Raw genomic sequence first — 20,559 nt, forward strand, 5'->3', positions numbered from 1 at the left:
GCCTTTCTCCATGGTGTTAGTGATTACTCATTAATTACTTTAATTAGTAGAAGTCACTGTATTGCTCTGGTGCCTCTCCCCTTGTCTCTTGCACATAAGGATTAAGTATTTGTTCAGCATTCTCGTTTATGTCATCTACTTCTATTAAAAATGTCCATTCGTCACCATAATCGTAAATATACAGAAACTTTTGCCTCGTGATAAAACCAACAGCACAAATTTGTATTTTAGAAGCATCCGCATGACCAAAGTCATCATTAGGAGATGCGATACAATCATGTGACCATTTTTCACCATCCATGAAAAAAGAATACAGATGATCATCGTCAAATTCAAATGCTTTGATAATGATTTGATGGAAATCGTCCATTGTATGCTTAGCTGAAAAAGTTAGTTTTCTCCATATTTTATTTGTTAGTGAAACCTTAAACGTGTAACGACCATCAATGAATTGCTTTCGGTTTCTAGGCAAGGTATGCATCAATTCATCTTTTGAAAATAAATTTATAAACGGTTGAAAAAATGGCTGGGCGCTTTGGTCTTCATCGGATAAATACGCACCGAATCTCCCATCTAATATTGAACCTGGTATAACATTGAACTCTCCATCTTCCCGACGCAACGCGATATTCCATGCACATACGTTTCGCGAAATAAGTAAAATAGGCATCATTTGAGTACCGAACTGCGTAACCTCAATCTTTTTGGCGTAATATACACTTTTGCTATCACGTTGTTCTTTACGTTCTACATCCTCTTCGCAAATCCATAAACCCAACCACTCAAAATAGAGATTGAAGTAATACCAATCATATGTACAACTTGCTAGTATCCGCCCGACATCGGTTTTTGGGTTCTTCACTACCCAAGTTCGTCCTGGCTCATCCCGACTTAATATAGAAAACACTTCGGGGAGCGTTAAAGCTATTGAATTATGTTGTTTATCCTGAAGTCTCGCCCAATTCACATCGACCCAGAACGTTTCGAGTAAAAAAAGTATTTTTCTACATCTGTTAATTCTTTATACAAATCCATTCTTTCTGTTACTTTCAGTTGGAGCGGTCCCGATTTTACCGACACCTTTTCCAGCAAACATCCGCTTAAAGCCAAGTGATAGATGAAATGGATGAAAGAATAATAGGCCTGTTCAGTATACGATGTACAATCCTTGGTTCTTATGGTCATACGTTCATTAATCGCGGGCAGATGCTTTCTTGATATGTACTCTTTTGCCTTTGTTAGCTGAACTACATGTCCGCTTATATAGCTAACAAACTCATCAAAATCAGCTACTAAGTTGATTGGAATTGATTCATTATTCATAGCGTTCAATTTTATAACCCCTTTTCCCGTTGGATCAGATAGGATTATTATTATTCCAATAGACAATTCCTAAAATGCTTTTGTCTAATTATACAATTTCCTCACTCGAAGTTGTAGTTTCGTCTCGCCTCTTAGAGTCATCACTGGTTAAGAATACGAAATGATGGCTGATAAAGAGGATAGGCGATTACATATCTTATAAGGAGTGAATTTATATATAAGCGAGTACCTCTTTGAGATTGTCCAGAACGTAAATGTTTTTCATATTGGAAGATGAACCTACCCCTATTCCAAACCCCTTCATCTTCATGTTGATAGCTAGTTCTACATCAACGATTGAGTCGCCAATCATAAATGATTGATCAATATTTATATTTGGGTATTTCAGTATTGCATTCATAATCATCCCGGTTTGAGGTTTTATACAATCACAACCTTCATCCCTACTGTGAGGACAGTGAAATACATCCAGGATTTTTATTTTATGACATGATAATTCATATAGCATCTTTGCTGTAATGTCATGGTACTGCTCTAATGATATAAATCCTTCGTTTATTAGATATTGGTTCGTGATGATAATTATTTCATAGCCTCTTTGGTCAACGCTCTTTAAAGTCTGAACTGAATCGGCTAAAAACACAGGATTCTTTATATCCGTCCACTTGTGGTCAGGATAGTCTTCAATAATAGTCCCATCCCTATCAAAAAATGCGACCTTCAATTAAATCACTCCTTATTTTTTCATTGATTCATGGGTGATAACACCGCCTGCCTCGTCAACTTGCGTGAAGCTGAAAACTCAAGTGGATTTTAACAAGAAGCCAATTCGAGTATAGAAAAATTTGGAAGTCAGGTAGTAAGCGATGTGAAATAATAAGTGAGTTTCTAGGGCGGTAAAGATCGGAACTATTCCCTTTAAGCTATTTACTTAAATCCAAATATACTAATAAGTTGTCAGGGGCGCAATTCAAACGTATAATGAGGATATAGCTTGACTAGAATAAAAAAAGATTGATCGATGTTGTAGCATCGATCAATCAATGCAATAGTCGGTTCCCTACAAGGGGATCAGCACTTACGGAGTGAGAATAACCCATCCCTATGAGCCGTTAACTCAAGGATGGGTTATTTTTTATGGTTAAATGACAGAATCAACACAATTAAAGTTGCGAAAGCTACAGCAAACATTAACGTTTCAAAAACTGACATCGACATCACCCCCTTTCATGGGGAGTGAGCCGACCACCCTTGAGTCACCTATTCTATTACCTCTTAATTATACCATACAGACGTTCTTAGATTAACTAATAGTTCATGATGAAATAACTCTTCCACTTTTGTCTGCCAGTACTTCCCCAACGATAGTCTCTTCAGATTTCATACTTCATACCGTCCCGCTGTTATTAAACCAGATGACTAACCATTCGTTATCCAAGTAATACACCACCTAACTTCCCTGTTTATCTTAAATATCTATTCTAACGACTTTTTTAATACATAACTCACTTTGTCATACTCCATTTTCTCTTCATAGAACCTATGTGCGCTGTTCGTTGCAAGCCTGATGACAGCGCAACACTTTCATAGCCGTTGTCTTTTGCCCACTTATGGACATAGGTAAGTAACTTCTCCCCATACCCACTAGACCGTTTCGTGGTATCCGTCACCAAATCACAAATCCAAATGAATCGACCATAATAAAGTGTGATTATTGGCTTGAAACCGATTACTGCAACGATATCCCTTTCACTTTGTACACAGACAGTTGGTAACGATCTTTCTCTGTGCTTCACAGACTAATTCCAAGTAGGTATCTTCATCCAAATGTGTTCGCAACTGCCTCATAATCGGATATGCTTCAACAATTTCATTACGTGTTTGAAGCTCCTTAATCGTTAATTCATTCCTCACACACAGCAACCCCTTTTTCATTAATATACCATGCGGTTTCATCGCAACATGATTAAATTGTTTGCCGAGCTCATTCGAGAATACAAATATCCAAAAGCTTATTCGAATCAAACACTTGAAAGTTAAACCCCTCAAACGTATAATAAGAATAAGATTAGAATACAATAAAAAAGACCGCTTGGTGCGCTAACACCAAACGGTCAATGTAATAAGCAGGTTCCCTACAAGGGGATTGGCAAAATGACAGGGATAACCCATCGAGCCTTTAACTCAAGGATGGGTTATTTTTTATGGTTAAATGCAAGTACCAATACGATCAATGTTGCAAAAGAAATTGCAAACATTAACGATTCGAATACTGTCATTGGCACCACCCCCTTTCGTACGGAAGTGAGCCGACCACCCTTGAGTCACCTATTCTATTACTCTTCTATTATACCATACATACGTTCCTCCAAACCCAAATTCCACTATTCCTGTATGAAAGATTTATACCTCTATCATCATTTTTATGTAAATATAAAGGCATCTAAAAAGATGCCTTACATTTAAAATGAAAAAGTCGTTTAAAGTAGCCTTGTAAGCTTATCTATCCCTGCAGTTTTTACATACTTTAATGAGTTCTTTCGCTTCCGTTTTATGATTGTATAATAACTTAATTCTATTTCGAGTACACAACGGACAGTCTCCTCTTCCTTTTGAAGGGAGCTTTTTTATTGCTTTTCCTCGGTTTCTTTTCGCCATGACCATCCACCTCCAGAATGAAAATTCTTCTTTCTCTTTATCTAATGATGGCATGGGGAGATCTTATGGGTATTTTAATAATTTATTTATGAAAAACTATTCTTGGTAATTAGATATCATGATTAGGAAGTCCGTTAATTGCCATAGTCCGTCCTTTTTTACTGAGATTATCTACAAGTAGTGACATATATATATTCAATCATTTAACAGCGGGAATAATACCTTCAAAAATACAAAAAGAGGTATTTCACACTCTTGCAATACTATCCCCCGTCCCTTTTGAATATCATAAAAGAGATGAATATATGAGGAGAGAACTATATGCAAATTCATGTAGTACATCCAGGGGAAACATTATGGTTGATTGCACAACGTTACGGCGTCACCGTAACTCAAATCGTGACAGCCAACCAGTTGGAAAGTCCAAGTAAACTAGTAAGTGGGTTGGCTCTAGTCGTTCCAACACCTACTCAGACACATACTGTACAACCTGGTGAGAATTTAACACAAATTGCACAGCGTTATGGTACAACTGTCGAAGAAATTAGTAAGATAAATCAAATTCAAAATCCCAATATGATTTTATCCGAAACTATTTTAACCATCCCCGCCCATAAACCAGTTATTGATGTGAATGCTTACACAATCAATACTGGGGAAACAGGCGCTAGGGAAATTCAAGAAGTTGGCCAATATTTAACCTATTGGATGCCTTTTGTTTATACGATTCGTGAAGATGGTGGGCTAAGTACCATCGACGATACCGCTATGCTTCAATCTGCCGCTGCCGAAAGAGTTGTTCCTGTGATGGCCATTACAAATTTCAGTGCCACGGCCGCTGGATCTAGTCTGGCGCATTCAGTCCTTGCAAGTACTGATATCCAGGATGTTTTATTAACAAATATTTTAAAAGTCATGAAAGAAAAAGGCTATCAAGGATTAAATATTGACTTTGAAAATGTGTTGCCGGCCGACCGTGAAAACTATAACCAATTTTTGCAGCGTGCAGTGGATCGCTTGCATCCGGAAGGTTATTCCGTCTCAACAGCCCTTGCTCCAAAGATTAGCGATGAGCAAAAAGGGTTGTTATATGAAGCACATGATTACGCAGAACACGGAAGAATTGTCGATTTCGTCGTATTGATGACCTATGAATGGGGTTATCGATTAGGTCCTCCACAGGCAATTTCACCGCTAAATGAAATAAAAAGGGTGCTGGATTACGCTGTTACCGTAATACCAAGAAACAAAATCTTGTTTGGTTTTCAAATCTATGCGCGCGACTGGTTACTTCCTCATGTGCAAGGACAAGAGGCAGAAACATTTAGCCAACAGGAAGCAATTCGCCGGGCTATTCAATATGGGGTGGCCATTCAATATGACCCAATAGCGCAGTCACCATTTTATCGCTACACGGATGCAGAGGGGCGTAACCACGAAGTCTGGTTCGAAGATGCCCGCAGTGCACAGGCAAAGTTTGATGTGGTAAAGGACTATAATTTACGCGGAATTAGTTACTGGGTTCTTGGTTACCCATTCCCACAAAATTGGTTGTTACTGGAAGACAACTTTACTATCCGAAAAATACGCTAGTTTTCATTATCGATACTTCCAATAACCTTAACCGTACAGAGTCACTGAACATAGGATAGGATACCCGATACTTGGAATGGAGGCACTCTTATGCACTATAACCCTTATCCACACTGGGCCAATCCTTATTCTAATCCACGGTGGCTGTACAACGAGCATGTTCAACCACAGACCATTTTAAGACCGCCAAGTCCTTTTCCATCTATAAATACGCAAGTGTTGAATACTTCGGCCCTAAGATTTCAAGATCTATTGAAACAAGCGGATTTATTAGCAAGCAAGATCGTTAACTCTAAAGAATTCGCACATGAGTTAATGGAAGCAGCACAACTATCAAATACAAAAAAGGTAGATGAATTAATTGTATCAACAGGCATCACATTAAAAATCAAAACATATTTTAGTCCAACTGGAATTCGTATTGAATTAAACAACGATGAAAATCCAGGTGAATGTTGTCATTTACTAATGACATTAAAGTGGTAAGGTTGAGGATTTTTTTTGTATTCCGGACATAATTCACGCGAAATTAGATTGATTAGAATAAAAAAGACCACTCAATCAGCGTAACAACTGCTTACCAATAAGCTTAAATAACCCATCCTAATGAGCTATTTACTCAGGGATGGGTTATTTTTATATCGTTTTGAATTGTCAAATCTGTCCCTATAATCATTGATTAAAAAGGACTGATTTCACTAACACTAACGAGGACAAGTCTATTTCAAACGAAAGGAGTCTTCCTCTTGAAACAACAGTCTGATAAGAACCAAGCACATACGGAGCAACAATTCCAAGGTCAAAAGAAACAAGCACTACAAGCAATGCAACAGGCAATGCAAACGATTCAGTTGAGCACTTCTACGACTGACCTCCAATTGTTGCAACAAGCACAGCATCAACTTCAACAAGCATCACAGCTGCTGGTTCAAATGCAAGGGACTGCGGTTACCAAATCGACTACCGCAGTTCAGCAACAATTGGAGCAAGTTCGGCAACAAATCGAACAGGCTGCGCAAACCTTACAGCTTATCCACTCGCTAAATAGTGGAAATAATAGCTTCAAAAAAGGTTAAAAACCTGCCTTCGACTCATTCAACCAGTCGAAGGCAGGTTTTTCTTTTCAAGTAACGCCGCTTTTACTGCTTCTTTAATCTCCTGATAGCCCGTACACCTGCATAGATTCGACTGAAGCCACTCTTCAATCGTCTCATCTTCAGCGTCAGGATGCTTTTCAATAAGGGCATGTGCATTGACGATAAACCCTGACGTGCAGTAGCCGCATTGAATGGCCCATTTCTCAATGAATGCTTTTTGAACCGGAGAATCCAACAACCCCTCGATTGTTATAATTGGTTCATTTACCGCTTCAACTGACAAGGATAGACATGAATGCATTGGTTCCCCGTTTACAAGGACTGTACAAGCCCCACAATCGCCGTTTTCACATGCTTTTTTTGCACCAGTTAAGCCAAGTTGCTCGCGTAATGTATGCAAAAGCGTATCGGCAGACCGGATGACCGCGTCATGGGTTTCACCATTCACAAGAAGTTTAATAATTGTTTTTGTTGTATCAATGGAATTGATCACTTTTTCCCCTCCAAAACTTCAAACGTATCTACTAACAGGTTTTTTAACACGAATCCACGGTAAGCTGCGGATGCATGCGAGTCATCCACAATTGATGCTGGAAGATGGGAGGCTATTTGTTCTATTCTTTCCCTCTCAGATAATGAATCATCATTAACAATCGCTTCTATCTTCTTTGAACGAAATGGAAAACTACACAACCCGCTAAAAGCGACACGGATTTGGTTCTCTTTCAACAAAGCCGCCAAAGTGACGACAGGATAACCCACTTTAGTCATTTGAGTCCGTTTCAAACTAAGGTAAGGCAAATCGATAAATGATGCATCGACGATAATTTGAACAAGGAATGTGCCTTCATCTAAAGTCATCTTTCGATCGAATATTTTTTTCAATGAAACAACTTTTTCTTCTCCCTGTGAGGCGATCTTCACCTTTGCATCCGCTAATAGAAATGGTAAAACGCCTTCCCGATATATCAATTGACTATTTATATTACCGCCTATCGTAATTTTGTTTCGTGAAGAATGATTGGCAATTTGCTTAACAGTTTGGCTTAATAAGGGAAACAGATTTGTTTCCACCAGTTTATTTAACGAAATCGCCGCACCAATAATAAGCTGCCCTCCCTGGATTTCACATATATTGCATTCAGGAATCCCTTTAATATCAATTACCACATCGGCATGCATTTTATTCGTCCGTGCGAACGTAATGAATTCTGTTCCTCCTGAATAATAGATAACTTTTTTTCGGAGACTAGTCGCTGTAATATACGTCTCTATAGCTTCCGCAATGGTTGAAGGCTTATAGTAGTTAAAATCGAATGCAATCATTGTCCGCTCTCCTTCTTTGTTTTCCATATTAATTCTGGAATGAGCGGTAGTTCGTTCAATTCAACTTGCGCAGCCTCGGAAAGTCCATTCGCTAACGCCGGTGCCATACCGATTACTCCGTGTTCCCCGATTCCCCGTGCACCATACGGTCCGTCCGCAAATGGTGTTTCGATAAAATCGACCAAATACTCTACCGGCTGTTCCCCGTAACGAAGCATATGATAAGTGCGCAGATCCGCGTTTTCTACTACCCCATTTTCATCAAAATGAAACGATTCACTGCTAGCAAAACTTAACCCTAAATACATGCCGCCCCGCATTTGCTGCGTCGCCATCATGGGATTAATAATGGTACCGCCGTCAAGCACCGTGACAGCTTTAAGTATTTTGTACGTGAAATTACGTTCATCCAATTCGACTTCTACCGCCTGTGAACCGACAGACCACCATGACCCCGGTTTCCCGAAACCAGTCTCCTTATCCATCGGTGTCAAATGGCGCTGAATATAAGAACCAGTTCCTATAATCTGCGCGCCTACCGCATGGCCGCTAGGTAATGTGTAACCTAAAGCAATGTCCTTTATTTCGACTCCGTAAGCGGGGTCAGGTACTAAATAGACGCGTCCGCCTCCCACTTCCAAATCCTCTTCAGAACATTGCAATACGATGGAAGCCGTTTTTTTCATTTGCTTAATTGCACTTTCAGCGGCAGCTAGTACTGCACGTCCCGCTAAGAATGTCGTGCTGCTCGCTACGGTGCTCCATTGATGTGGATCATACTGTGTATTCACTTCCATGATCACGTGAATTTTATCCATCGGCATATTCAACTTTTCAGCAAGAATCTGTGCAAGGGTGGTTTTCGTTCCTTGTCCAAGCTCAATCGCAGCACAGTTTAAATTCACAGCTCCATCTGGTTCAAATGTGATAACTGCTCCTGCTTGGGCATTCGTCGCAGTCTTCGACGTTTTCCAAAACAAACTGATTCCCTTTGCGCGCACTAAATTTTCACCAACTGCGATTCTTTGCCCTTCATCCCAGCCAATCAATTCTTTTACTCGAATAATACATTTTTCAGTATCCCCTATATTATTTGTAGTGAGTACTGTTTGGGTAGGTGTTGTGTCTCCGGGTTTAATCACATTCAATATTCGTAATTCAATCGGATCCATATTCAATTGCTTAGCTAATATGTCCATCGTTCTCTCAACAGCAAAAGTCAGCTCGGGATGCCCATAGCCTCGGTATGACGTTGCGAACGGATGATTCGTATACATGCAGTAGGAGTCACACCATACATTTGGAACATTATATGGCCCCGTACAATCGAGTGCAATTGCCTGCGTTATACCCGCCCCATGGTCTGTATAAGCACCTGAATCAACGAGGAAGGTATACTGTCCCGCCATCAATTTCCCTTCTTTCGTCACACCCAGTTTTATCGTTGCATCAAGTCCGATATGACACGGGGCGGTTATCATATCCTCTTCGCGCTCATACTGTAGCCTGACCATTTTCCCACCGACAGCTTTCGATGCCAAATAAGCAAGTGGCTCTAATTGAATAGCTCCTTTCCCACCGAAAGCACCACCAATCAACGGGATGTGAACGATAACATTACCTACTTCAATATTAAAAAACTGGTTAAATACCTTTTTTATCATATAGGGGGATTGAGAACAGGAATGGATAATCACTTTCCCGTCCGGATTGATCTCCACCCGGGTACTTCGCGTTTCCATCGCGGCATGATCGGAAAGGTTGAATGAATAAGAAGCCGATATCGTTTCTGCACAATTCGCCCAGATAGTTCCGATATCTCCTTTACGGATTTTAATGTGACTGCCGATATTTGTACCAGGGACAGGATAGACGTTATCGATTATTTTTGTATAGTCTCCGGAATTGTCATGTACTAATGGTGCGTCAGCTTGGAATGCCTGCTGGACTGAATTCACGACGGGGAGCGGTTCGTATTCTACTTTTACCTTGTTTGCCGCCAGTTTTCCTTGATGTTCAGAATCCGCCACAACAATTGCTATCGGCTCCCCATAATACCGCACCTTGCCGAATGCCAATGGTGGGCGGTCTGCAAGAATCGGGCCAATATGAAATGGGAAAACCTCTCCTGTCACGATTGCACGCACGCCAGGCATTTTCCACGCTTCAGTCGTGTCAATGGATTTGATCAAGGCATGTGCTTGAGTGCTTTTCACAAGTTTCGCGTGCATTAGGCCAGGTACCGAATAATCCCCAACATATCTAACTTTGCCCGTCGATTTTTCTACCACATCAATTCGTTGTTCAGACTTGCCAACCGTTGTCCATATTTTATTCGTCATTCACAAACGCCTCCTGGACAAAATTTAACGTGCAACAATAACAAGTGTATCCGTGTCAACTTCATGCGCTGAAGCATCCATTATCTTCTCTAGTGTCATGCTGATTTTCTGTAATTCCTTTTGATCTTTCACAATGAAAACAGGCGCGCCGCCGCCCTGTAGTGATTCTGGTTTTATCGTGATGATAGCGACAATCTCTGCATGCTGATTTTCCAAACCACTCAACTCCTTATAGTACAGACTCCAGATTACTGTCCTTTAAACGTCACGCATTTTAGATTTAGTTCCCCTATTTTCCTTTATCCGCTTCTTTAGGCATCCGGATTGCACTATCCAATACGGGGACATTGTCTAATACGGCCTTGATTTGATGGAAATCTTTTTCCCGCGGCAAAAAGAACAATGCGATTCGCCCGTCCTCCATATCTCTTTTCGTAAGTGGAATCAATGCCGGTTCACCGGAATCTAGATAACTGCCCAGTACAGTAGCAACATGGTGCAACATTGCTTGTCGCTGCCCTAGGAAGGACAAAGTGACAATACTGTTTTGATTTTTCGGGATGATAATTGCACCAACTGCCTTTTCGGTAATTATTTTTCTTGTATCTTTCAGTCCTACATTTTTAATAAGGATATCACCCACAAAAAGCGTCGGACCTTCAAAACGAATCTCTGCTTCTGTAACATCCGCGATTGCATTCAATAACTGTCCTGACATATTGAACTTCACCATGACTAGCATGACAATCCCACCGATAATTCCCAACCAGAAGGAAAACACAGCACACAATGTAGTGATAAGAGCCGTGAACATCACTAAATAATTCCGACTTTCAAACGCTTGTGCCATCCCCTCAATAAATGGCGTCCCACGCTCTACAAGTTCGAAGTTATCGATATTTTGAAGTGACTCCCTTTCCATCTTCCGAACTTCACGAAACTGTGTAGCAGCAAGACCAAGGAATGTCACGGCAGTCCAATCAGATTCCAACACTGCTGGAATCGCTACGGCACCGATGAATGCCGCAATGAAACCAAAGGAAAGGTGAATGATTCGCCCTGTCGGATACGTTGGGTATTGCCGAAAATCAGTACGTAACAAGAGTGTTCGTGCCACAAATCCAAAAACAATTCCGACTACGACCGGAAGTAAATAGTTATCCAAATACTACACCCCCGAAAAGTTATATACTTCTCTCGCATTCTAACCAAAACAACGACAGATTATAATGTGGTAACGATATTAGAGAATGAATAGAAGGTTAGCTAAATGGCGACAGTGGGTGGAAAGAAATGAGGTGTGGATTTGCAATCGATTCAGCAAATGATTGAAATTGTTTTGATTGATACCCAACCCGTTGTACTTGCGATAATTATTCAGGTGGAAGGATCAGCTTACCGGAAAGAAGGTACTTGGATGCTCATTCAAGAGGATGGTACACATACAGGTATCATCAGCGGTGGTTGTCTTGAAAGTGATTTACATAATCGTGCCATAGAAATGTTTAATACAGGAAAAGTAGAAATTGTTCACTATGACTTAAGTGCTAAAGATGACCTTGGTTGGGGGCGTGGTGCGGGATGCAATGGAGTTGTCTCAATATTTGTGCGCGATATCGATAATGATTTCCGGCACTTTCTAACCTTAATGCACAAACAGTTCTTGGCCATGGAACCCGTTTTATTTATCCAATCAATAAGTGAGTTTGACAACTATGCATTTTTAAATGAAAGCAAAAACTGCCTCGACCACTGGCAAAGTGAAATCCCCTTCGAACTAGATGCCTTCACTCCGTTTCAAAACAAAGTAGGACAAAAAAGTAAGGACGACGAAGACGAAATGATGTATTTTCAACTTATATGGCCTCAACCTGCCCTTTATATAATCGGTGCAGGCGTTGATGCACGGCCGCTTGCACGACTTGCTGTAAACGTTGGGTATGCGGTTCATCTGCTTGATTCTCGGAGTGCACTTTGTAATGAAATTCATTTTCCTACTGCAGTATCTTTTCAGGTTGACGACACCGAGAAACTAATCGACAATATCTCTTTAAGTCCACTCGATTCAGTTGTCATTATGACGCATGATTTCCAGTTGGATGCGAAACTAATGCATAGACTCCGCGACCATCAATTATTGTACCTTGGTATTTTAGGGTCAAAAAAACGAACTGAACGTTTACTAGGCGAAGAAATTCCCAATTGGATTCATTCACCTATAGGGCTTTCTATTGGTGCAGATGGACCTGAGGAAATCGCTGTTAGTATTGTAGCAGAACTTATAGCAGTGAGACGCGGGGGAATTTCATGAAAATCGCAGGTATTTATCTTGCCGCTGGAAACAGCAGCCGTATGGGGAGTAATAAATTAGCACTACCTGTTGGAACCATGACAGTAGGTAGCTTAGCGCTTGAAACAGCTTTGAAATCATCGCTCGATAAAGTCTATATCATTACAAAGGATAAGGACGATGCAGATTGGCTTCCCGCTGAAATGAAACTAGATGCGAGATGTTCATTCATAAAATGTCCAACTGCTCATAATGGCCAATCCGAATCATTGCGCTACGGCATTCAAGAGGCACAAACTGATCGCATGGATGCCGTCATCGTCATATTGGCGGATCAACCTTTTATCACCGTCCAAATGCTCGAAGAAATGATTGCGTGCACGAATAACAACCAGATGTGCAGATTCGTCGCTACCACATATGAACAGACAATCATGCCGCCTGTCCTTTTTTCGTCTTCCATGTACAACGAACTGATGGAGTTACGCGGAGATAAAGGAGCAAAAGCAATTTTACAAGGTGATTTTCTCCAAATGGGAAAGCTATTACCCTGTGCTGATAAGAGGCTAGTATTCGATGTCGATACAGAGGCTGATTACGAAGCACTCCAATTAATAGAAAAAACGAAATGATAGAATGTATCCTATCATTTCGTTATCGTTATTCTTCCATTATCCGTTCTTAATTTAATTAAATTCTCACCATTTCCGAACTTCGTATGTTTGTTTTCATATCCAAAAACATCGATTCTTCCGTTGTCCGTTTTAACGTCAATCGTAGCATTCGTCGGTTCCTTTTCAGTTTGAATCTCGATTTTACCGTTATCTGTCGTTAATTCAATCGGTCGATCTAAATTGTTTGTTACAAGGGAAATTCTCCCGTTATCTGTTCTTCCGACAATCGTACCGTCAACATGATCTAGGATAATTGCTCCGTTATCAGTTTTAACATTGACAGCTGTAGCATCAATGGTTTTTAACTCAATCGTGCCATTGTCTGTCTCCAGTGCCAACTCTTTCGTTTGAATATTCTCCACTTTGATCCGGCCGTTATTGCTTTCCGCTTGAATTCGATCATACTGTTTTTCAGGCACTTTCACGATTAGCTTTAAGTTTAATGAGGATAAGCCAAAGTTAATGAAACTTCGCCGCTTTTCTTTGAACTGAACAGATAGTGTGTTTTCTTTTACAACAGCCTCGAAAATGAATTTCGACCTTTTCTTTGTCTTCCCTGAATACGACACTGTCGTTATCGAATCTTTGGTTGGCACAATCTCGACCATTGCATTGGTCGTCAAAATTTCAATACTCGTAAATGATTGATCATCAATCACTTTTTTCTTGGCGTTATTTTCAAAGTGATTCCCGGAATTGAACATCAATGCAATTCCACCAACAATAAGCAATACCAACGCTACGATAATGAACACTTTATTTCTAATAAACATTTTATGCCAAACCTCCTTATTTATGATTTTAAGTTTTTTCTGTATCCGAGGTTCTTTGCATTAAACGAAGCCGATATGAATTCATAGCCGCTTCCCCGAGCTGGTCAAGCAGATTATAGTTGGCAAACGCGCCGACAATCGCGCCGAAGCCAGGAATTAATTGAAACATTTTCACTAAATCAATGTAATCTCGGTATTCTTGCTGAAAGTCCCTCCAATCCATATCAGCAATCAGAAGTTTCTCTTCTTCCCAATTCTCAATAATAGATAATGTCTCTTTCCTTGTTTCCTCACTTGAAAATGCAAGCTGGAACACATGTAAAATGAACAATCGCTCTTCATATTCATTCGTATCAAATCCATAAACCGCAGCGGCTTCAAACAGAAACTTCATTTTAATGGATAATAGAAGCGGAAAGTCGACAAGGCCTAGCATTATTCCCCCTGCTCCAGTTCCTGCACCTTCAATAACAGCAGTTTTGCGGAATGACGAAAGCTTTTCCTTAAATAACTCATCCCTCTCATATAGACTTAGCACGGTTGATTGCCTTTTTTTCGTCGTGATAGTAGAGCCGACCAAAGTGACTTTCACCATGTTTTTTATGCTCTCTGTCATTACCTGATGAAACTTTTCTGGAATAAGACCATTCACTTTCATTTGCGCTTTTTTTGACGTACGGCTAATAATGCCTGATCGCTTTGTCATTTTCCGCTTCCAAAAATGCAACTCCTCTTGAACTTTCATCGTATAGTCAACCATAATTCTGTACCCTTCTCTCTGTTGCAATCAATTCACTGATTACAAATTAGTATAATGGATAGGATTTTAATTCAAATGGACCTGAGAAGTGATTGCAACTCAGTCTTAAGATGTAGTTAACGTGACCCATCACGAAAACGCCACTTTCTAAATAGTAGCCACAAACAGACGAAGATCAAAAATGCTACTCCTTCGAGCGCTAAAATGTACCACGGATAGGGTCCTAAGTAGTCAAGCAAACTTCCGTTGACTGGTTTTTCCCTTAAGAACATATAGTTGCCTTGGAAAAACACATTAACCGCAAATATAAGTGGCAACAACAAGTTTAAAATAATCATTGTCTTGATGATTCCTATAAAAGTAGGTCTGTATTCTTTCATCCACGTAAAGTATAGTGCCGTTATTATGATTCCAATATGCGTGTAAAAAAAGTGGAAATACCTGAAATGCGGGAATCCAACATCTAATACAGGAGTCGCCATCGCTTGAAGCGCCCCTCCAATACCTGCAAAAAAGATGAAATCATACAAATGCCTATTCCCTGTCCATAAGAGAACAATCGCAACAAGTAAACTAATGCTGCATAATTCTAGCGGCAACGAATCGCTAAATCCCCATCTCCCAGTTACAATCATCCAAACATGATAAAAGACTTCCATTACCAATAAAGTCAACGCAAAAAGGCGTTCATACTTCGACGACACCGACCATCGCCTTCTTAAAATAAATAACAATAAGATGGATAGGCACAACACGCCTATTGCCGCCATATGCTCCATTGAAAATAGTAAGAAGGAAGGTTCACTATAGCCAGCCATCCTTGTACCCCATTTCTGTAAGTCCTTTTATCTTGATCTATAAACAATATCCACTTTACCGACCTTATTATCCATTTTATACGTTTTTGCTGATTCCGGATAGCCTATCTTTATGTAAGATACCTTCATAGCGACAGGAAAACCATTGAAATACTCGGAGTTGCAAGTAGGCGTAGTCATCATGTATCCAAAGACTTCTCAGGATCCTTCAATATGTTTTGTTGACACATATGAATAGCTTTCAAAATTGGGCCGCTCATATTGTCGTTAGCAATTACGCGTATCTACATTTCATACACGATTAACTGTTCATTGCCGAATATTTCATCGAACGAAACGGGTTTTCCATTGATAAAAAGGTTTATCGTATCATATTTCTCTACCGTTTTGATTTTATATAATACTTGATATTTTAATTTGGTGTTTGAGTAGTCAGAATCATATTCTTGATTGATAAACACGTTCAATGTGTCTTGTTGAGCACTTACGTTAAAGTCACTAAAATAAACTGCATCATTTCCTTGATTAACGTAAATTCCATTTATAAATACATACATATTTTTTTCACCATCAAGGTAGAGATAATTACCATTCTTCACTTCAGCATATTCAATAAATTCCTGTACAGCATCATTTGCATTACCTATGCTTATTTCTGAAAATGAAAAATCCGAATTGCACCCGGTTAATAGTAACATCAGAACAATTAACGATAATCGCTTTTTCACAACAGCGCTCCTTGTAATAATAGTGGTTTATTTCTGTTCAGATAGCTAACTCTGCTAAAAGTATCTTTTATCATTAATACGTTACTAACAACCTATTCATTTCATTATTTGAAAATTAAAAACGATGCCTTTATGAGATTTCATTTACTCATAGAGACATCGTTTTCATTATGTTTTAAAACCTGATGAATTGATAGCCAATATTCAATTGATGGGTAGGATGCGAAAACTTATTAATCAAGTGGAATATCCACTTCCACCTTGTCGTCCAAATACAGCGGATAGCTATTAATATTCAGACGAATTGGATTCACTTCATTCTCAAAATCAAATGTAGAGACTGTTGTGACATAAGGTGCTTCTCTGCTAGCATGCATTTCGATTAAACTATTACTTAAATCATTGCCTTCTTTGTCAAATAATCCAGCCAATAATAGCCAACCGCCAGGTCGATAAGTGACTTCCAATGTATTGCGGGATGGCACTTGCACAGCAATATCCAGTCCACTCGGCACATACAGCACTTTCTGTTGCTCAAAATCGACCTCGATATAATCCGAGCCTTTTGGAAGTGCTTCGATCCTCTCCATCACTAACGTTAGTTTTTTCGGCTGCCTGAAGTAATTGCTCTGCATGAATAAACTTACTTCGCCATCACGCAATAGACCGCCATCTCCATTTCTTAGTTGACCCCAATCTTCACCATTCTCATCAATCAAACGAACCGATGTAAACTTTAGTAAATGCATTGTGTTTTGTTCGTCAGTAGTTAGTCGGATTTCTGCGCGTAACGGCGAAATTTTCAATTGTTTAATGTCAATTTTTTGACCATCTACGACAACAGATTGGTTCACTTCATATACTTTTGGTTGTTTAATGGGCTTGGTGAGTGTAAATGGCACGGCGAACTTTGTCTCTGATGGATCACTCAAGTCCAAATTAAATTCAAATGACATATTAGCATACGATAATTCATCAGCAGACGTAATTTCAACTTTGTCTTCCTGTACAGTCCTTTCACCCGATCTAGAGACATTGTATGAACTTGCGACACCAAATGGAATACCTTGTTGAGACACCTCTAAAGAAGTTATACTCACTTTAGAAAGATCAAAGGGGGATTCAAGCTTATAAAATATAGTCATACCCGAATGATCAGCTACGACATTCTGTAAAGTCAAGGTATAGTCGCCTTGCGTTACCACAATTCCGAGTTCTTCATAGTAATTATTTTCTACAATGTCACTAATTCCTTTATCATAAGCAATCATGCCAACGACAGAAGAAAACCCTGGAATTTTGGCCACCGCCTGTGCAAACACAGGAGAAACGCGAATCGACGTCACAAAAAGTAGCAGTACAATAACAGCTACACTGGCGACTGAATACAGACGGCGCTTTCTCTTCTTGGTCAACCGATGCTGATGGATGGCCTTTGTACGTGCTTGATGCAATGCTTCTTTAGGAATTTCAATCGCTTCCAATTCCTCAGTTAGCTTCTGCCAGTCCTGCTCATTCAAGTTGGTCATTTATAGTTCCTCCTTTGCAATGAGTACGCGTAATCTTTTTAACGTCTTATGTAGCCTTGATTTCACAGTACCTTCGGGAATTTGCTTCAAGTGTGCAATTTCTCCGTTCTTCAGATCCTGGAAGTATTTTAAATAGATAAGTTCTTGTTGTTCTGTTGGCAGACTTGTGATAATATCGGCCATTTCAAATGGTTGATGATCTGTCGACGCTAGTTCAATTTCATGATTGTAGACTAATTTCTCTTGTTTCTTTTTCATATCTAGGCAAATATTGATGATAATTCGGACAAGCCAGGTTGCTATGTACGTTGGTTCTTTGACGGTATGCATCTTTTTTAAAGCTCGATACGTCAGCTCTTGCATAGCTTCAACAGCATCATGCTCATTTTTCAAATACGCATAAGCCGTACGATAGAGCGTATCTTCATGTTGTGCCAACAGCTTCACCAATGCCTGTTCATCACCCGCAATGGCCCTTTTCGCCAAATCCAGCTCCATACTCCCACCCCCTGTTACCTATTAGACAGCTCAAACTGGTAAATCGTTCATTTTATTTTTTTCAATAAAAAACGAGTTCAACTAAATTTAGTGAACTCGTTGCTTAACTCCTTCTATTAGTTAGCAAAATAATTGGTGAAACCTCATAACTTGAGTGAATTAACTCTTGTGACCATTTATCTTTTGGATTAAAGAGACATTCGCCAAGATTGAAATTAGGAATAAAAGCAATGATTCCATCGAATATTTTATATTCTTTTTGGCAAGAAAGAAAACAACTATTCAGGTTACCAAATTTACAAGAGAGTCCCCGTTAAGTGAAGTAATACAGACAAAATCCATGTTTCATTTCATCCAATATGGATAAGATATTTTTTTATCCCTCCTTTTTGCTCGAATTATAGTAATTAATAACAATCTCAGCTCAATTATTGAGCGATATACAATTTCTTATCGTATAGAGTACGATTGAATAACAATAACGAGTTTTTAATTTAGCGAAAAAGACGGTAAGGCTACCTATCACTCTCCGCCGCTTTATCGGGTGCTTTTTGGTACATCCATTAGAGATAATATGGAAAAGTGCAGTGTTTGAATGAGTGACAGTACCGCAAAATAGCTGCTCATCAATTTAACTTTCGTGATATATCAAGTTAGGTATTTTTCGATGATTAGTAGCCTGTTCAAATGCATAGGCAAGTTTTATTAAAATCCCTTCATTAAAAGCAGTACTTGCCAAAGTTATACCAAAAGGTCGTCCACTTCTCATATAGCCCGCAGGAATAGCAATGGAAGGATACCCAGCTTTGGCGCAGATCGTTGAACCTATATAGGATGGAAAAAGAATAGCATCTAGATCATACTTTTTTAAAGCAGAATCAATTCCTATCTGAGAAAAATATAAATCATCCAGTTTTGCCTTCAAATATTCAGGATTCCTAAGCGTGTTAGGCAATCCAACCATTTCCTCCAACTTATTCTGCCCATATTTTAATGCTCTATCTGCGGCACTGTTATTAAACTGAATCAATTCAGTTATAGAGTGTACAGGCAAATGAGAGGGAAGCTTGGAAAGATAATTTTCTAAGCTATGTTTCAACTCAGATATTAATACCACCCTTTTCCACTCTCTATGAAAAGAAGGGATTTCGATATCCTTAATGACCATAGCACCTTCTTCACTAAAGGTTTGAATGGCATTCTTAAATAATTCATCATCGTATTCCTCAGATTCATAAAACTTTTTAGAAGCGTTGGTGAATACACCTATTTTAGCACCCTTTAACCCCACAGAATCCAAGTAAATTGAATAATCCTGTTGTTGCCTTCCTTCACTTTTATGAGTTGCAGCGTCAAGTTTATCGACACCAGCTAAAGCTCCTAATAAAATTGCTGCGTCCGTAACCGTTCTTGCCATTGGTCCTGCCGTGTCTTGAGAATATGTGAAAGGGATTATTCCAGTACGGCTAATCAATCCAACAGTAGGTTTTATACCTACCACCGAGTTTGTAACCGCCGGACTTAGAATAGAAGCATCTGTTTCAGTGCCAACTGACAATACTGTAAAATTTGCCGCAACTGCCACAGCAGAGCCTGAGCTCGATCCACCAACATAAAGTTCAGCATCACCATATGGGTTCAGTACTTGCCCACCTCTGGAACTATAGCCTGCCCACATTGTATTCGACATCCCATTCGCTAATTCTGTCATATTTGCCTTACCTAAGATCACCGCACCTGCTTTGCGAAGTTTTTCAACAAGGAATGCATCTTCACTACTACTATGACTTTCTAATGCGATTGTTCCTGCACTCGTATGCATGGAATCATTTGTTTCAATATTGTCTTTAAGTAATACAGGAATACCATGTAAAGGTCCTCTAACACCCTTTGTTTTTCTTTCGTAATCTAGTGCTTCAGCGATAAAGATTGCATCAGGATTTATTTCAAGGACAGAATTTATTTTTGTACCATTTTGATCATACTTTGCTATTCTATAGAGGTAATACATGATCAACTCTTTTGACGTTACTTCTCCGTTTTCCATAGCTGCTTGTATATCATTAATCGTTAATTCTTCTCTAAAAAAATTATTGAAATTAATTTCCACTTTAACCCTCCCTCAAACCATTTTCATTTCCCTTATTTAA

The 20,559-nt window shown here is 39.4% G+C and carries 20 protein-coding genes and 1 pseudogene; 5 read left to right on the forward strand and 16 right to left on the reverse strand.

Features of this window, described 5'->3' with window-relative positions; all coding sequences use genetic code 11:
* Positions 1–43: 43 nt before the first annotated feature.
* From MKY15_RS18805 to MKY15_RS18820, 4 genes and pseudogenes are all read right to left on the reverse strand, one after another.
* Positions 44–862, reverse strand: coding sequence for a plasmid pRiA4b ORF-3 family protein (locus MKY15_RS18805; protein WP_342538223.1), 819 nt, complete (start codon positions 860–862; stop codon positions 44–46).
* Between the two features lie 101 nt (positions 863–963).
* A complete protein-coding gene (locus MKY15_RS18810) occupies positions 964–1,332 on the reverse strand; it encodes a hypothetical protein (protein ID WP_187044852.1) in 369 nt (122 codons plus the stop codon).
* Between the two features lie 202 nt (positions 1,333–1,534).
* Complete coding sequence (locus MKY15_RS18815) at positions 1,535–2,047, reverse strand: HAD-IIIA family hydrolase (protein ID WP_067209342.1); 513 nt, start codon at positions 2,045–2,047, stop codon at positions 1,535–1,537.
* 752 nt (positions 2,048–2,799) lie between these two features.
* A pseudogene (locus MKY15_RS18820) lies at positions 2,800–3,279 on the reverse strand (GNAT family N-acetyltransferase).
* 1,023 nt (positions 3,280–4,302) lie between these two features.
* Here MKY15_RS18820 and MKY15_RS18825 point away from each other — a divergent pair.
* The 3 genes from MKY15_RS18825 to MKY15_RS18835 all read left to right on the forward strand — a co-directional run bounded on the left by MKY15_RS18825 (position 4,303) and on the right by MKY15_RS18835 (position 6,650).
* Entirely contained in the window at positions 4,303–5,574 is a 1,272-nt protein-coding gene (locus MKY15_RS18825; protein WP_338656677.1) for a LysM peptidoglycan-binding domain-containing protein, read from the forward strand.
* Positions 5,575–5,664: 90 nt separating this feature from the next.
* Positions 5,665–6,060 carry a hypothetical protein gene (locus tag MKY15_RS18830; protein ID WP_231885665.1) on the forward strand — a complete coding sequence of 132 codons (396 nt, stop codon included), beginning with the start codon at positions 5,665–5,667 and terminating at the stop codon, positions 6,058–6,060.
* 260 nt (positions 6,061–6,320) lie between these two features.
* The gene (locus tag MKY15_RS18835) at positions 6,321–6,650 is read left to right on the forward strand and encodes a hypothetical protein (RefSeq protein WP_342538225.1); all 330 of its coding nucleotides are present in this window, start codon (positions 6,321–6,323) and stop codon (positions 6,648–6,650) included.
* Positions 6,651–6,669: 19 nt separating this feature from the next.
* On the opposite strand, the gene MKY15_RS18840 is transcribed toward MKY15_RS18835, so the two are convergent.
* From MKY15_RS18840 to MKY15_RS18860, 5 genes are all read right to left on the reverse strand, one after another.
* The gene (locus MKY15_RS18840; RefSeq protein WP_342539785.1) at positions 6,670–7,161 is read right to left on the reverse strand and encodes a (2Fe-2S)-binding protein; all 492 of its coding nucleotides are present in this window, start codon (positions 7,159–7,161) and stop codon (positions 6,670–6,672) included.
* Positions 7,161–7,997, reverse strand: a complete 837-nt coding sequence (locus tag MKY15_RS18845) for an FAD binding domain-containing protein (RefSeq protein ID WP_082786571.1) — start codon at positions 7,995–7,997, stop codon at positions 7,161–7,163. The genes MKY15_RS18840 and MKY15_RS18845 overlap by 1 nt, the downstream gene beginning before the upstream one ends.
* On the reverse strand, positions 7,994–10,339 hold the full coding sequence (locus tag MKY15_RS18850) for a xanthine dehydrogenase family protein molybdopterin-binding subunit (RefSeq protein WP_342538226.1): 2,346 nt from the start codon (positions 10,337–10,339) through the stop codon (positions 7,994–7,996). The genes MKY15_RS18845 and MKY15_RS18850 overlap by 4 nt, the downstream gene beginning before the upstream one ends.
* A gap of 24 nt (positions 10,340–10,363) precedes the next feature.
* Positions 10,364–10,555 carry a hypothetical protein gene (locus MKY15_RS18855; RefSeq protein ID WP_067209356.1) on the reverse strand — a complete coding sequence of 64 codons (192 nt, stop codon included), beginning with the start codon at positions 10,553–10,555 and terminating at the stop codon, positions 10,364–10,366.
* A 73-nt stretch (positions 10,556–10,628) separates the two neighbouring features.
* Complete coding sequence (locus tag MKY15_RS18860; RefSeq protein ID WP_342538227.1) at positions 10,629–11,504, reverse strand: YIEGIA family protein; 876 nt, start codon at positions 11,502–11,504, stop codon at positions 10,629–10,631.
* 141 nt (positions 11,505–11,645) lie between these two features.
* Here MKY15_RS18860 and MKY15_RS18865 point away from each other — a divergent pair, with 141 nt between their 5' ends.
* Positions 11,646–12,650, forward strand: coding sequence for an XdhC family protein (locus MKY15_RS18865; RefSeq protein ID WP_342538228.1), 1,005 nt, complete (start codon positions 11,646–11,648; stop codon positions 12,648–12,650).
* The gene (locus tag MKY15_RS18870; RefSeq protein WP_342538229.1) at positions 12,647–13,261 is read left to right on the forward strand and encodes a nucleotidyltransferase family protein; all 615 of its coding nucleotides are present in this window, start codon (positions 12,647–12,649) and stop codon (positions 13,259–13,261) included. Before MKY15_RS18865 ends, MKY15_RS18870 begins: the two co-directional genes overlap by 4 nt.
* 14 nt (positions 13,262–13,275) lie before the next feature.
* Here the strand turns inward: MKY15_RS18870 and MKY15_RS18875 are convergent, their stop codons facing one another.
* From MKY15_RS18875 to MKY15_RS18905, 7 genes are all read right to left on the reverse strand, one after another.
* Positions 13,276–14,076: a DUF4097 family beta strand repeat-containing protein gene (locus tag MKY15_RS18875; RefSeq protein ID WP_342538230.1), complete on the reverse strand. Its 801-nt coding sequence runs from the start codon at positions 14,074–14,076 to the stop codon at positions 13,276–13,278.
* Between the two features lie 28 nt (positions 14,077–14,104).
* Positions 14,105–14,836 (reverse strand): EcsC family protein, encoded by a 732-nt coding sequence (locus MKY15_RS18880; RefSeq protein WP_342538232.1) that lies wholly within the window; start codon positions 14,834–14,836, stop codon positions 14,105–14,107.
* A 116-nt stretch (positions 14,837–14,952) separates the two neighbouring features.
* Positions 14,953–15,654, reverse strand: coding sequence for a TIGR02206 family membrane protein (locus MKY15_RS18885; protein ID WP_342538233.1), 702 nt, complete (start codon positions 15,652–15,654; stop codon positions 14,953–14,955).
* Between the two features lie 284 nt (positions 15,655–15,938).
* Positions 15,939–16,382 carry a lipoprotein gene (locus MKY15_RS18890; protein WP_342538235.1) on the reverse strand — a complete coding sequence of 148 codons (444 nt, stop codon included), beginning with the start codon at positions 16,380–16,382 and terminating at the stop codon, positions 15,939–15,941.
* A gap of 233 nt (positions 16,383–16,615) precedes the next feature.
* Positions 16,616–17,911 carry a DUF4179 domain-containing protein gene (locus MKY15_RS18895; RefSeq protein ID WP_342538236.1) on the reverse strand — a complete coding sequence of 432 codons (1,296 nt, stop codon included), beginning with the start codon at positions 17,909–17,911 and terminating at the stop codon, positions 16,616–16,618.
* The gene (locus MKY15_RS18900) at positions 17,912–18,409 is read right to left on the reverse strand and encodes a sigma-70 family RNA polymerase sigma factor (protein WP_342538237.1); all 498 of its coding nucleotides are present in this window, start codon (positions 18,407–18,409) and stop codon (positions 17,912–17,914) included.
* Positions 18,410–19,040: 631 nt separating this feature from the next.
* Positions 19,041–20,519, reverse strand: a complete 1,479-nt coding sequence (locus MKY15_RS18905; RefSeq protein ID WP_342538238.1) for an amidase family protein — start codon at positions 20,517–20,519, stop codon at positions 19,041–19,043.
* Between the last annotated feature and the right edge of the window lie 40 nt (positions 20,520–20,559).

It is taken from the genome of Sporosarcina sp. FSL K6-1540 (genome assembly GCF_038620285.1).
GTDB classification, from domain to species: Bacteria; Bacillota; Bacilli; order Bacillales_A; family Planococcaceae; genus Sporosarcina; species Sporosarcina psychrophila.